The 13,518-nt window shown below is 72.6% G+C and carries 12 protein-coding genes and 2 pseudogenes; 10 read left to right on the forward strand and 4 right to left on the reverse strand.

Annotated features, from left to right (window positions below; genetic code table 11):
• Positions 1–35 precede the first annotated feature (35 nt).
• Positions 36–410: a VOC family protein gene (locus ACIP4X_RS18905; protein WP_358734140.1), complete on the forward strand. Its 375-nt coding sequence runs from the start codon at positions 36–38 to the stop codon at positions 408–410.
• A 378-nt stretch (positions 411–788) separates the two neighbouring features.
• Entirely contained in the window at positions 789–3,173 is a 2,385-nt protein-coding gene (locus tag ACIP4X_RS18910; RefSeq protein WP_358734138.1) for an excinuclease ABC subunit UvrA, read from the forward strand.
• Between the two features lie 68 nt (positions 3,174–3,241).
• Here the strand turns inward: ACIP4X_RS18910 and ACIP4X_RS18915 are convergent.
• From ACIP4X_RS18915 to ACIP4X_RS18930, 4 genes and pseudogenes are all read right to left on the reverse strand, one after another.
• Positions 3,242–3,577 (reverse strand): annotated as a pseudogene (locus ACIP4X_RS18915) (cytochrome P450); the annotation flags it as partial.
• Positions 3,571–3,891: pseudogene (locus tag ACIP4X_RS18920) on the reverse strand (FAD-dependent oxidoreductase); the annotation flags it as partial. The pseudogenes ACIP4X_RS18920 and ACIP4X_RS18915, both read right to left, overlap by 7 nt.
• Before the next feature lie 263 nt (positions 3,892–4,154).
• Positions 4,155–4,526: a hypothetical protein gene (locus tag ACIP4X_RS18925; RefSeq protein ID WP_358734136.1), complete on the reverse strand. Its 372-nt coding sequence runs from the start codon at positions 4,524–4,526 to the stop codon at positions 4,155–4,157.
• Between the two features lie 196 nt (positions 4,527–4,722).
• The gene (locus tag ACIP4X_RS18930; RefSeq protein WP_401349503.1) at positions 4,723–6,027 is read right to left on the reverse strand and encodes a PucR family transcriptional regulator; all 1,305 of its coding nucleotides are present in this window, start codon (positions 6,025–6,027) and stop codon (positions 4,723–4,725) included.
• A 262-nt stretch (positions 6,028–6,289) separates the two neighbouring features.
• On the opposite strand from ACIP4X_RS18930, the gene ACIP4X_RS18935 reads away from it, so the two are divergent.
• The 8 genes from ACIP4X_RS18935 to ACIP4X_RS18970 all read left to right on the forward strand — a co-directional run bounded on the left by ACIP4X_RS18935 (position 6,290) and on the right by ACIP4X_RS18970 (position 13,349).
• Positions 6,290–7,516: an acyl-CoA dehydrogenase family protein gene (locus ACIP4X_RS18935; RefSeq protein ID WP_401349506.1), complete on the forward strand. Its 1,227-nt coding sequence runs from the start codon at positions 6,290–6,292 to the stop codon at positions 7,514–7,516.
• Between the two features lie 19 nt (positions 7,517–7,535).
• The gene (locus ACIP4X_RS18940) at positions 7,536–8,075 is read left to right on the forward strand and encodes a flavin reductase (protein WP_391455570.1); all 540 of its coding nucleotides are present in this window, start codon (positions 7,536–7,538) and stop codon (positions 8,073–8,075) included.
• Positions 8,076–8,101: 26 nt separating this feature from the next.
• Positions 8,102–8,806: an enoyl-CoA hydratase/isomerase family protein gene (locus tag ACIP4X_RS18945; protein WP_401349510.1), complete on the forward strand. Its 705-nt coding sequence runs from the start codon at positions 8,102–8,104 to the stop codon at positions 8,804–8,806.
• The gene (locus tag ACIP4X_RS18950; RefSeq protein WP_358734125.1) at positions 8,803–9,633 is read left to right on the forward strand and encodes a 1-deoxy-D-xylulose-5-phosphate synthase N-terminal domain-containing protein; all 831 of its coding nucleotides are present in this window, start codon (positions 8,803–8,805) and stop codon (positions 9,631–9,633) included. The genes ACIP4X_RS18945 and ACIP4X_RS18950 overlap by 4 nt, the downstream gene beginning before the upstream one ends.
• A complete protein-coding gene (locus tag ACIP4X_RS18955) occupies positions 9,626–10,630 on the forward strand; it encodes a transketolase C-terminal domain-containing protein (RefSeq protein WP_358734124.1) in 1,005 nt (334 codons plus the stop codon). Before ACIP4X_RS18950 ends, ACIP4X_RS18955 begins: the two co-directional genes overlap by 8 nt.
• Before the next feature lie 38 nt (positions 10,631–10,668).
• Positions 10,669–11,982, forward strand: a complete 1,314-nt coding sequence (locus ACIP4X_RS18960) for a Xaa-Pro peptidase family protein (RefSeq protein ID WP_358734122.1) — start codon at positions 10,669–10,671, stop codon at positions 11,980–11,982.
• A gap of 2 nt (positions 11,983–11,984) precedes the next feature.
• Positions 11,985–12,293 carry a Dabb family protein gene (locus ACIP4X_RS18965; RefSeq protein WP_358734120.1) on the forward strand — a complete coding sequence of 103 codons (309 nt, stop codon included), beginning with the start codon at positions 11,985–11,987 and terminating at the stop codon, positions 12,291–12,293.
• Between the two features lie 183 nt (positions 12,294–12,476).
• Positions 12,477–13,349: an NAD(P)-dependent oxidoreductase gene (locus ACIP4X_RS18970; RefSeq protein ID WP_358734118.1), complete on the forward strand. Its 873-nt coding sequence runs from the start codon at positions 12,477–12,479 to the stop codon at positions 13,347–13,349.
• Positions 13,350–13,518 lie beyond the last annotated feature (169 nt).

Genomic DNA, 13,518 nt, shown 5'->3' on the forward strand with positions numbered 1-13,518 from the left:
CCGTTTCCGTGCCGAACCACAGTCAGGTCAGCCGAATGACAGCCACGTTCAACCACACCATCATCGCCTCCAAGGACCCCGAGGAGTCGGCCCGCTTCTTCCGGGAGCTGCTCGAAGCGGGGGCGGCGCCGTCCTGGGGCCCGTTCACCAACGTCCGGCTCGCCGACGGCGTGCTGCTCCAGTTCGCCGAGCCGCCTGTGGAGATCCAGATGCAGCACTACGCGTTCCTGGTCGACGACGACCTCTTCGACCGGGCGTATCAGCGGCTGCGCGACGGCGGCATCGAGCACTGGGCCGATCCGCACATGCGGTGCCCCGGCGAGATCAACCACGAGCACGGCGGCCGAGGGGTCTACCTCAAGGACCCCGCCGGCCACGGGATCGAGCTGATCACCCGCCCGTATCTGTAACCGGGGCGGAGCCCGGCCGGACACCCGCACCCTGGTGCCCGGCCGGGCGTTCAGCGCGCCCCTGACCGGCAGCACGTGCCCTTGACCGGGCAGGACGCGCTCCGAGCCGTCAGGACGTGCCCCGGGACTGGTCAGGAGTCGAGAAGCGCCGGGCACCGGGCCGCCGGTAGCGTGGGCCGGGCTGTCCGGCGACCAGTCCGATGACCTACGGAAGAGTGCACAAAGTCGGAATGCATGGATAATGCCTTGGTTCTCGCGCGGAGCGCGGCCCCGGTGAGCGCCGCCGGACGGGCGTCGCGCCACCCCGGCCGACACCGCCGTTCAGGCGGACCCCCGGCGTCGCCGCGAAGGCGGCCCAGCCTCACAGATGGAGACACGATGAGCAAGGCCACGGACACGCCGTCGCCCGCGGCACACGCTGCCGACAGCCACGACATGATCCGCGTGCTCGGCGCGCGCGAGAACAACCTCAAGGACGTCAGCATCGAGATCCCGAAGCGGCGCCTGACGGTGTTCACCGGTGTCTCCGGCTCGGGCAAGAGCTCACTCGTCTTCGACACGATCGCCGCCGAGTCGCAGCGGCTGATCAACGAGACCTACAGCGCCTTCGTGCAGGGCTTCATGCCGACGCTGGCCCGGCCCGAGGTCGACGTCCTCGACGGGCTGACCACCGCGATCATCGTCGACCAGCAGCGGATGGGCGGCGACCCGCGTTCCACGGTGGGCACCGCGACCGACGCCAACGCGATGCTGCGCATCCTGTTCAGCCGGCTCGCGCAGCCGCACATCGGCTCCGCCAAGGCGTTCTCCTTCAACGTGCCCTCGATCAGCGGCGCGGGCGCGGTCACCGTGGAACGCGCCGGGAAGACCGTGAAGGAGCGGCGCAGCTTCAGCATCACCGGCGGCATGTGCCCGCGCTGCGAGGGCCGGGGCACGGTCTCCGACGTCGACCTCACCCAGCTCTACGACGACTCCAAGTCGCTCGCCGAGGGCGCGCTGACCATCCCCGGCTACAAGCCGGGCGGCTGGAACTACCGGCTCTACAGCGAGTCCGGCTTCTTCGACGCGGACAAGCCGATCCGGAAGTTCACCAAGCAGGAGCTGCACGACTTCCTGCACCGCGAGGCGACCCGGATGAAGATCGCGGGCATCAACATGACCTACGAGGGTCTGATCCCGAGGATCCAGAAGTCGATGCTGTCCAAGGACCGGGAGGCGATGCAGCCGCACATCCGGGAGTTCGTGGACCGCGCGATCACCTTCACCGACTGCCCCGAGTGCGGGGGCACCCGGCTCAGCGAGGCGGCCCGCTCCTCGCGGATCGGCGAAACCAGCATCGCCGACGCCTGCGCGATGCAGATCAGCGATCTGGCCGAGTGGGTCCGCGGCCTGGACGAGCCGACGATGGCACCGCTGCTCGCCACGTTGCAGCAGACCCTCGACTCGTTCGTGGAGATCGGCCTCGGCTACCTCTCGCTCGACCGCCCGTCGGGCACGCTGTCGGGCGGCGAGGCACAGCGCGTGAAGATGATCCGCCACCTCGGCTCCTCGCTGACGGACGTCACCTACGTCTTCGACGAGCCCACCACCGGACTGCATCCGCACGACATCCAGCGGATGAACGACCTCCTGCTGCGGCTGCGGGACAAGGGCAACACCGTGCTCGTCGTGGAGCACAAGCCGGAGACCATCGCGATCGCCGACCACGTCGTCGACCTCGGTCCCGGCGCCGGCACGGCGGGCGGCGCCGTCTGCTTCGAGGGCACCGTCGAGGGACTGCGGGCCGGCGGCACCCTCACCGGCCGCCACCTCGACGACCGGGCGTCCCTGAAGAAGACGGTGCGCAAGCCGGCCGGCACGCTGGAGATCCGCGGCGCCACCTCGCACAACCTGCGGGGCGTCGACGTCGACATCCCGCTCGGCACGCTCGTCGTCGTCACCGGCGTGGCCGGTTCCGGCAAGAGCTCGCTGGTGCACGGGTCGATCCCGGCCGGCGCGGGCGTGGTGTCGGTCGACCAGGGCGCGATCCGCGGCTCGCGGCGCAGCAACCCGGCGACGTACACCGGACTGCTCGAACCGATCCGCAAGGCGTTCGCCAAGGCCAACGGGGTGAAGCCGGCCCTGTTCAGCGCCAACTCCGAGGGCGCCTGCCCCTCGTGCAACGGCGCCGGTGTCATTTACACCGACCTGGCGATGATGGCCGGTGTCGCCACCACCTGCGAGGAGTGCGAGGGGAAGCGGTTCGACGCGTCGGTCCTCGAGTACCACCTCGGCGGCCGTGACATCAGCGAGGTGCTGGCGATGCCGGTGGCCGAGGCCGAGGAGTTCTTCGGCGCAGGGGAGGCCCGCACACCGGCCGCGCACCGCGTCCTCGGCCGGCTCGCCGACGTCGGGCTGGGCTACCTCACCCTGGGGCAGCCGCTGACCACGCTGTCCGGCGGCGAGCGGCAGCGGCTCAAGCTGGCCACCCACATGGCCGAGAAGGGCGGCGTCTACGTCCTCGACGAGCCGACCGCCGGTCTGCACCTCGCCGATGTCGAGCACCTGCTGGGCCTGCTCGACCGGCTCGTCGACTCGGGCAAGTCGGTGATCGTCGTCGAGCACCACCAGGCGGTCATGGCGCACGCCGACTGGATCATCGACCTCGGCCCGGGGGCCGGGCACGACGGCGGCCGGGTCGTCTTCGAGGGCACCCCCGCCGACCTGGTCGCCGCCCGCTCCACCCTCACCGGTCAGCACCTCGCGGCGTACGTCGGCGCCTGACCGGGGCTTTCGAAGCGTCCGTGCCGTGTCCACGGCCGGGCGCCCCGGCCGACCGGGCGCGGCCGTGCTCAGGCTGTGAGGCCCTCGATCGCCACGGGAAGGTGACGGGGGCCGCGCAGCACCGCGTTGACGCGGTACGGCGGCGGGTCCTCCAGCAGCCGGGAGAACTTGACCCGGCGGAACAGCTCGGGCACGGCCAGGTGCAGTTCCATGCGGGCGAGAGGGGCGCCGAAGCAGTAGTGGATGCCGGTGTGGAAACCCAGGTGCTCGTTGTCCTGGCGGTCGGGATCGAACCGGTCGGGGTCCTCGAAGCGCTTGGGGTCCCGGTTGGCCGCGGCCAGCATGAGCCAGACCGGCGAGCCCTCGGGGATCGTGGTGCCGGCGACGTCGATGTCCGCCAGGGCCGCGCCCTGGTCCCCGTGGTGATCAGCAGGCGGTCGTAGGGGACAGTGTCGCCGTTCGCCAGGCGTACCTGCTTGGCGCCGCGGCCCAGGCTCTCGGCGGCGACGCCCAGACGCCCTTCGGCGTCGATGCCGCGCCGCCTCGGCAGCGCCGTATCCTCGGCGTGAGCCCGCCCGAGCAGCGCCTGCTTGGACAGCGGCGGCCGGTCGTAGGGCTCGTACGGATCGTCGCCGATCACGGTCAGTGATCCGGTGAAGCCCTCGTCGCGCAAGGTCTCCGCCGCGCGCAGGCCGGCCAGTGAGACACCGACGACGATGCGGCGCTCCCTGCGCGGGCCGTGGTAGCCGCGGGCTCCGCAGCTCTCTGCGCTCGGTCCATACGGTCGGCCGGCATGCCTCTCCGCCAGGATCGACCCGCTGGAAGGAGGCGTGCAAGGCGAGCCGGTTCCGGCGCACCTGGTCACGGGCCCGACGAGGCGTTCATGCGCGTTCGCGGAGTTGTGCCGGTGAGGGAGCGTCACCTTCCCCGCGCGACGGCATGACCGAGGGGGCCGGCGGTGCGGACCGCCGGCCCCCTCGGTCATGCCGCGAGTACCCCCGTCCGCAGGGGGCGGCGCGGCGCGACCGGGGTGTCCGCGGGGCCGACGCGGTAGGTGGTCCTGGTGGAGTCGACCAGGGGCTCGCCGAGTGTGATCCGTCCGCTGGAGTGCAGCATGTCGCACAGGTCGGTGGGCAGCGCGACGTAGCAGCTTCCCCGGCCGGTACGGGGCTCGAAGGGCTGCCAGTAGCTGTACCTGCGGCGTCCGCCGGCGTGCACGGTGAGGAACACGAGCATGCTCGGGTCGGAGATGATGCGCAGCAGCTCCGCGCCTGAGGGGCTGAGGGGGGCACCGGCACGGCTGTGGGGGTGGCGCAGGACGACGGCGTGGGCCGGGCCGGGTATGGACTGCATCAGCGGTGGCCTTCCTCGAGGCTGGGACTGAAGATCACTTACCCAGCTCGGGCGATGTTGATCTCTCTTTCCCGCGGCATTTTCCAGCATGTCACCGCCAACACGGCGGCGACACGCCGAACTTGTGTCCACTCCGCCCCGGCAACGGGCGGCCCGGCGCTCATGGATCGCGTGTACCGGTGCCCGCCCACAGGGGTCAACTCGCGCCGGGGAACAGCTCGGCGAGCAGCAGGGCGCAGCGCAGTTCCGTCGTGGTGTGCCCCTCGGGGAGCAACTCCGAGGCCCGGTTCAGGCGGTAGGAGATCGTGTTGCGGTGCGCGTGCAGCGACTGGGCGGTCTGCGCGATGCTGCGGTCGCTGTCGATGTGCACCGCCAGTGTCCGCCGCAGCTCGTCCATCCGCGCGTCGGCACGGTGCAGCGGTCCCAGCACCGAGTGCGCGAACGCCCGTGCCCGGTGCGGATCGGCGGCGAGCAGCGAGACCAACTCGACGTCGGGGTAGTCCACGACCTGACTGCCGGTCGCGCCGAGCCGGGCCACCCGCCGGGCGGCGACCGCCTCCTCGTGCGTGGTGCGGAAGCCGTCCACGCCGACCGCGGGCCTGCCCACCGCGACGCGCAGCGGCGGCGGCAGCGCGGCCTTCATGTCGAGGACGGCGGGCACGTCGCCCTGGGGACTGCCGAGCCAGACGTCCACCCGGGTGGCACCACGCCGGATCACGAGGGGCCCGGGCTCGCTGAGCGTGAGACTCGCCAGCGACGCGGCGACGCCCGCGAAGTCGAACAGCCGCGCCGTCTCGATGTCGAGCCCCTCCAGCCAGAGGATCAGGCCCACATGGGTCTGCTCCAGCCGGTGGCCGAGATCCTGGTCGGCGTCCTCGGCCGGCCGGCGTGTTCCGCCGAGGATCCGGCGCACCGCCTGCATCCGGGCTCCCTCGGTGCTCTCCTGCCACCGGCGCGCCTCCGCGGCGTAGGCGCGCGTGATCTCGCTGATGAACGCCGACCAGCTCTGGATGACCGCGCGCGTGGCCGCCTGGACCGTCTCCAGGCGCCGCTCGGCCGGAACCAACTGCCCGATGCGGCCGATCAGTTCCTGGATGAGGAACTCCTGCCCGGTGTGCACGTTGCGCACGACCTCTTCGAGCGGGATCCCCTCGGCGACGTAGAACGCGATGTTCTGCGCCGGCTCGCTCGACTTCCCCAGCAGGGTGACGTCCTGGGTCACCAGCGCGGTGAGCGTGTCCAGCGTGCTGGCCTCGGTGGCCCGTTGCAGTGCCTCCCGCTCCTCGTCCGAGCGGTCCCCCGGCCAGTCCGTGAGGGTTTCCAGAATGTAGGCCGCCATCCGCCTGCCCGCGTCCACGCCCCAGGCGGTCGCCCGGTCGCCGATCGCCCTGGCGGCCCGGCGCCGTGTGGCCAGTGACGTGACCGGCTCTGTCACCGTGCCCGGCGCAAGGCGGCGGATCCAGTCGTGCTCCATGGTGCTCTCCTCGGTGCTGGCGGGCACTGTGGCCACATCGAACCACTTCCCTCCCGGTATGAGCACGGGTCCGGTCGCCGGGACGCGAAGACCTGTTCACCCCGCACAGGACCGGCGGCCGGGCTTGTGCCCGGTGCCGTGTCCGGCGACGGGCAGGGCCGCCCGGCTCCCCCGGATCCACACCCCCGCCCGGGAACTTTGGGGCCGCTGACCATGGGCCCGGGCACGGCCGGTCGCCCAGAGTCCTCCCCACGAACCATCCATGCGGGCAACCCAACGGGAGTGGGAAATGAGTGTGACCACCCTGGCGAGCGAGGTCGTGTCGCTCCCTTCGGCAACCGGTACCGAGCCGGACAACGAGATCGTCGCGCGTGCCACCGCCCTGCGTGCGCTCATCCGGGACCACGCGGAGCAGGGCAACCGTGAGGGCCGCGTCGTAGCGGCCGTGATCGACGCGCTGGCCGGAGAGGGCCTGCTGAGCCTCACCGTCCCCCGGCGGTACGGCGGCGCGGAGACGAACTCGCGGACCACCGTCGATGTGCTGGCCGCGCTGGCGCAGGCGGACGGATCCACCGGCTGGTCGGCGATGCTGCTGAACATCGGCAACTGGTTCGCGACCACGTGGCCGGTCAGGGCCCAGGACGAGATCTGGGGCGAGGACCCCGCGAGCCGCTGCTGCGTGGTGCTGGCGCCGTCGGCCGAGGGCCGTCGTGTGGAGGGGGGCTGGGTGGTCTCCGGCCGCTGGCCGTACGCCTCCGGGTCGTACGCCGCCAGCCACGCGATCATGGGATTCCTCGCCCCGCGGGAGGACGGCGGCGCCGACCACGCCCTGGCCGTCCTGCACCCGGGCGAGTGGACGATCGAACGTTCCTGGTTCCCGATCGGCATGCGGGCGACGGGCAGCGACACCGTGGTCGCCGAGGAGGTCTTCGTCCCGGACCACCGCGCCCAGTACTTCGACGACCTGGTCAAGGGCGACTACGCGACCGAGCTCCGCGACAGCGAACCCCGGGCGAACGCCGCGTTCCTGCCGACCGGCACCGTCATCTTCGGCGGCATCCAGATCGGACTGGGGCGGGCGGCTCTCGAACACTCCCTGGAGCGGATGAAGACCAAGGGCGTGGTGGGCACCGCCTACACGCGGACCCGCAACTCCCCCGTGCACCAAGTGGCCGTCGCCCAGGCCATGTCGAAGGTCGACGCGGCCGAACTGCTCGCCCACCGCGCCTGCCGGGACATCGACGAGGCCGCCCTGCGGGGCGACTACCCCGGCGAACTGGCCCGCGCCCGCGTCCGCCACGACGTCGGCCACATCGTCACGCTCGTCCAGGAGGCCGTGGACGCGCTGCTCAAGGCGGCGGGCTCCAGCAGCTTCATGGAGACCAGCACGCTGGCGCGGCTCTTCCAGGACGTCGGCATGGCCGGCAGCCATGTGCACGCCACCCCCGGCATCGCGGCCGACGTCTACGGCAAGTTGCTGCTCGGCGCCGACGGCCCGCTGCCCTTCCATGTGTGAGCCGGATCGGAGCGATTCCATGACCGCGACCCTTTCCCACCGCGAGGCCGGCGCCGTGACGCCCGAGCGGTTCCGCCACGTCCTCGGCCACTACCCCACGGGCGTCACCGTGGTGACGGCCCGCACACCGCAGGGCGATCCGGTCGGCATGACGATCGGCAGCTTCACCTCGATCTCACTCGACCCCGCGCTCGTCGGCTTCTTCCCGGCCAGGACCTCCGGCACCTTCCCGGCGATCCGCGACTTCGGCAGCTTCTGCGTGAACGTCGTCGCGGAACAGCACCACGAGCTCTGCGCCCGCTTCGCCGGACCCGCCGGCCGGCGCTTCCAGTCCCTCGCCTGGCGGGAGGCCCCCTCGGGCGCCCCGGTCCTCGACGACGCCCTCGCCTGGATCGACTGCGACATCGAGCAGATCACCGACACCGGCGACCACCACCTCGTGGTGGGCCGGGTGCGGGCGCTGAGCGCCGAGCCGGTGCGGCGGCCCCTGCTGTTCTTCCAGGGCGGACTCGGCTCGTTCCGCCCGCTGACGACCGACGCGAGGAGCGAGGAACGATGAACCGGTCAGTTGCCAAGGCGGCCCCCGTGAGCGCCACGAGACGCGGAACGGCCACCTGGATCGAATGGGACAACGGCGCACGCAACCTCCTCGACCTGGAGGTCACCCGCGCCCTCGTCCGCGTGCTGCGCGAGGCCGACGAGGACCGCGCGTCCTCGGTGATCGTGCTGGCGGGCTCCGCGCGGACGTTCTGCGGCGGCGCCGACCTGGCGAAACTCAAGGCGACCGGGACCGCCGAGGAGTTCGCCGCCGAGGTGATCGAACTGCTGGGGCTCCTACCGCTGCTGCGCAAACCGGTGCTCGCCGCGGTGCGCGGCGACGCGCTGGCGTCGGGCTTCTCGATCGCGCTGCTCGCCGACGCCTGCGTCGCGGCCGACGACGCGGAGCTGGGCACCGTCGAGGTGGCCGGTGGCGGCTGGCCGATGATCGCCCAGGTTCCCGTGCGGCACCTGCTGCCGGCCAAGCTCGCGACGTACAACCTGGTCACCGGCCGTACGTTCACCGCCGCGCGGCTCGCGGCGCTCGGCGTGCTGGCCGGGACCGCGCCGTCCGCCGAGGTCGACCGGCACGTCCAGGAGCTGGCCGAGGCCGCGGCCCGGTCCGGCGCCCTGGCCGCCACCGGACGCCGTGCCCTCGCCGAGCTGAGCGTCAACGCCGGTTACGCCGCGGACCTCGACGCCGCCCTGGCCCACTTCGTCGCCATGCTGGGACCGAAGGAGGCCGACGCGTGAGCGCCCTCGGCACGGGCACGGGCACGGCCGCGGACACCGACGCCGCCGTCGGCCTCGCCCGCCGGATCCGGCTGCACGCGCTGCGGATGGTGACCCCGCACGGGTTCGGCTACCTCGGCCAGGCCCTGTCGTCGGCCGAGCAGCTGGCCGTGCTGCACACCCACTGGTTCCGGCAGGGCGTCGACCGCTTCGTCTGCTCCCCCGGGCACTACGTCATCGCCGCGTACGCCGTGGCCCGCGAGGCGGGCGAACTCACCGACGAGCAGCTCGGCGAGTACGGCCAGGACGGCGCCGACCTGGAGGCGATCGGCACCGAGACCAGTCCCGCCGTCGACCTCACCTGCGGTTCGCTCGCCCAGGGCCTGTCCGGCGCGGCCGGGTTCGCGCTCGCGGACCGGCTGCGCGGTCTGGAGGGCTCACGGCGCACCTTCGTCCTGGTCAGCGACGGGGAGGTGCAGGAAGGCCAGACCTGGGAGGCGGCGCTGTTCGCGGGCCACCACCGGCTGCGCGACGTGGTGGTCCTGCTCGACGCGAACGACTCGCAGGTCGACGGCCCGGTCAGCTCGATCACCACCGTCGACCCGCTGGTGGACAAGTGGGCGTCGTTCGGCTGGTACGCCGAGGAGATCGACGGCCACGACACCGCGGCGCTCCGGGCCGCCCTGGGGCGCGCGATCGAGGACGAACGCCCGGGCGTGGTGGTGGCCAGGACGTCCACGGTGCACGGGCTGGCCTGCCTGCCCGAGGACGCGGACGGGCATTTCATCAAGCTGCCGGCCGAGCTCGCCGCCCGCGCCCTGGCGGAGTTGGAGGACGGCGATGCGTGAGGCCCCCTACCGGACCGAGCTGAAGCCCTACGGCCGTGCGCTCGTGGAACTGGCGCGCACCCGCGAGGACATCGTGTGCCTCTCCGGCGATCTGACCCGGCAGTGCGAGGTCGACCTGTTCCAGGACGTCTTCCCGGAGCGGTTCGTCCACGCGGGCATGGCCGAGGCGAACATGATGTCGATGGCCGGAGCCCTCGCCCGCGAGGGACTCCAGCCCTGGGTGCACACCTTCGGCGTGTTCGCCACCCGACGGCCCTACGACCAGATCGTCAACGCGATCGCGTATCCGAACCTGCCGGTCCGGATCATCGGCTTCATGCCCGGTATCTCCACCCCGGGCGGGCCCAGCCACCAGGCGATCGAGGACGTCGCGATCATGCGGGCGCTGCCGAACATGACCGTGATCGACGTCGCCGACGCGGTGGAGATCCGGCAGGCGGTGCCGCGGATCGCCGACCTTCCCGGCCCGGTCTACCTGCGCCTCAAGCGCGGTGAGATCCCGGTGGTGTTCGACGACGACCACGAGTTCCGCGTCGGGGCGGGCCGGCAGCTCCTGCCCGGCGGCGAGGTCGCCCTGCTCACCAGCGGCATGATGCTGCCCGCCACGCTGCGGGCCGCGGCCGGGCTGCGCGCCCATGGCGTCGACGCCGGCGTCACCAGCCTGCCGACGATCAAACCCCTCGACCACGGCGCCGTCCTCACCGCCGTACGAGGCGCCCGCGGCGCGGTCACGGTGGAGAACCACAGTGTCGTCGGCGGCCTCGGGTCGAGCGTGGCCGAGGTCCTCGCCGAGGCGGGTGCGGGCGTGCCGCTGCGCCGTATCGGCCTGCGCGACACCTTCGCCGAGGGGTCCAGGACCGGCCCCTACCTGTTCGAGAAGTACGGCCTGTCCGTGCGGGAGATCGTCAGGGCCGCCTGGGAGCTGACCGGCCGTGAGGGGCCGGCCCCCGAGGTCACCGTGCCCGAGCCGGAGAGCGGCGAGTACGCCCCCGTGTGAACGGCAGTTCCCTCCAACCACCGTAGAAAGAGACCGACATGGCACTGCACGGCATCGCCTCTCCCGGCGCGACCCTCGGCGTCGACTGGGAGGAGCGCGTCGACTTCAGGCGGCTGCGCACCGAACGTCTGGCCCGGGCCCGCGCCGCGCTCGAGTCCTCCGATCTGGGGGCGCTCATCCTGTTCGACCAGAACAACATCCGCTACACCACGGCCACCCACATCGGGAACTGGGCCCGGGACAAGCTGTTCCGCTGCGTGCTGCTGATGCGCGGCGAGGACCCGATCCTGTGGGACATCGGCTCGGCGGCCCGCCAGCACAGGATGCACGCGGGCTGGCTGCCCGAGTCCAGCTGGCAGGCGGGCATCTCCAGCTGGCGCGGTTCCATCCCCGAGAACGTCGGCGTGGAGGCCGGCAACGCCAGGCGGATCGCCGGGCACCTGCGGGAGCGCGGCCTGCACCGTGAGCCGATCGGCGTCGACGTCGTCGAGATCCCGGTGCTGCGGGCCCTGGAGGGCGAGGGCCTGCACATCGTCAACGGGCAGGAACTCATGCAGCGGGCCCGCAGGATCAAGACGGTCGACGAGATCGCGCTGCTCGACCACGCGGCCGGCATGGTCGACGCGGCCTACGACGAGCTGTACCGCACCCTGCACGTCGGCATGCGCGAGAACGAGGCCGTGGCCCTGGTCAACCGGGTCCTGTACGAGAACGGCTCGGAGGAGGTCGAGGCGGTCAACGCGATCTCCGGTGAGCGGTGCAGCCCGCACCCCCATGTGTTCAGCGACCGCATGACCCGTCCCGGCGACACCGCCTACTTCGACATCATCCACTCCTTCAACGGCTACCGGACCTGCTACTACCGCACGCTCAACATCGGCAGTTCCAACGCCGCCCAGCGCGACGCCTACCAGCGGGCCCGCGACGCGATCGACCAGGCCATCGCCGCGGTGCGCCCCGGCGCGACCACCCGCGACGTGGCCCTGGCCCTGCCCAGCGCCGCCGACCTCGGGTACGCGAGCGAGGAGGAGGCGTTCGGCCTGCAGTACTGCCACGGGGTCGGGCTGTCGGTGTGGGAGCAGCCGCTGATCAGCCGCTACCACTCGCTGGAGCACCCGGTGCCGATCGAGGAGGGCATGGTCTTCGCGCTGGAGACCTACTGGCCCACCAAGGACGGCTCGTCCGCGGCCCGTATCGAGGAGGAGGTCGTGGTGACCGGGGACGGTGCCCGGGTGATCACCCGCTTCCCGGCCGACGAGCTGCTGGTGGCCGGCACCCGCTACTGGAACGGCTTCGGCTTCGCCGTCGACTCCGGTGACCGGGCCCCGGCCGGCGACACGGCGAGGAGCTGACCGTGCTGGAGCACTACGTCGTCTTCCGGCCCCGGCCCGGCCGGGAGCGAGCGCTGGCCCGCGCGCTCACCGAGCTGAGCGAGGGACTGGCCGGCGAAGTCCCCGGGATGACGGACCTGACCTGGGGCGACAACACCAATCCGTCCGGTCTCGACCGCGGGTTCACGCACGGCTGCCTGGGCCGGTTCACCGACCGGGAGGCGTTCGAAGGCTACTGGGCCCACCCGGCCCACGAGCGGTTCATGCACGTCCTCGACGACATCTGCGAGGACCGGTTCGCGCTCGACTACACGAGCCGGACGAGCGGATGACGACGGCGCTCGGCGGGCCCCGGCGACGGGCCCGCTGCGCCGTTCGGTGGGCGAACGCGTCGGGTCCGGGGCGCACGGGCGCTCATGACGGACTGTGCGACGCGTCGGGAGCAGGATGATCGCGACGCGCTACGGCCGAGGGGCCGCGTGAAGCGACCGGGGCACGGGATGGGAGCGACAGGGATGGACGGGATCGGGTTCGTCGGGCTCGGCACGATGGGCCGGCCGATGGCGCGCAGGCTGCTGGCCGCCGGCCACCGCGTGGTGGTGTGGAACAGATCGCGGCCGGCCGTCGAGGAGCTGTGCGGGGACGGGGCGGAGGCCGCGGCGGACCTCGCCGAGGTGTTCCGGCTCCCCGTGGTGATGAGCATGCTGTCCGACGACGCCGGCGTCCGGTCGCTCATCCTGGACAGCGGAGTGCTGGACGACGCCGAGTGCCGCGTGCACGTGAACCACGCGACGGTGTCGGCGGGCTTCGCCTCCGAGGCGGAGCAGCGGCACTCGCAACGGGGCATCGGCTACGTGGCGGCGCCGGTACTCGGCCGGACCGACGTGGCGGCGGCCGGGAAGCTCAATGTCCTGGCCGCCGGTGCCCCCGAGGCACTGGACCTGGCGAGGCCCGCGCTCGAACCGCTGGCCGCGCGGATCTGGGAACTCGGGGACGATCCGGCACGCGCCAACGTCGTCAAGATCACGGTCAACTTCCTGCTGGCCGCCGCGGTCGAGGCCACCGCGGAGGCGACGTCGCTGGTGGAGTCGTACGGCGTCGACGCCGCCGCGTTCGTCGAGCTGATCGGCGGCACGCTCTTCCCCGGTCCGGTCTACGGCACGTACGGCGGGCTCATGGCCGGACAGCGTTACGAGCCGCCCGGGTTCACGACGCGGCTCGGGCTGAAGGACGTGGGCCTCGCCCTGTCGGCTGCGCAGCAGCGCGACCTGGCACTGCCCACCGGCAGTCTGGTGCGGGACGCCCTGCTCGAAGCCGTCGCGGCCGGCTGGTCGGAGCGCGACTGGGCCACGCTCGCCGAGGTCGCCAGGCGAAGGGCCGGCCGCTGACAGGCAGGCGATCCCCGCGTCGCGGGCCCCCCCCCCCCGCGGGGGCGCGGGCGATGGGGGGGGGGGGGGGGGGCGCCCGGGGCCCCCGCGCGCGGGGGGCCCCCGGCCCGGGCCGGGCCGGTCCCGGCCCGCCCCCCCCCGGGGCGCCCCCCCCCCCCCGCGGCGCCGC

The sequence above is a fragment of the Streptomyces sp. NPDC088817 genome (genome assembly GCF_044750345.1).
Taxonomy (GTDB): Bacteria; Actinomycetota; Actinomycetes; order Streptomycetales; family Streptomycetaceae; genus Streptomyces.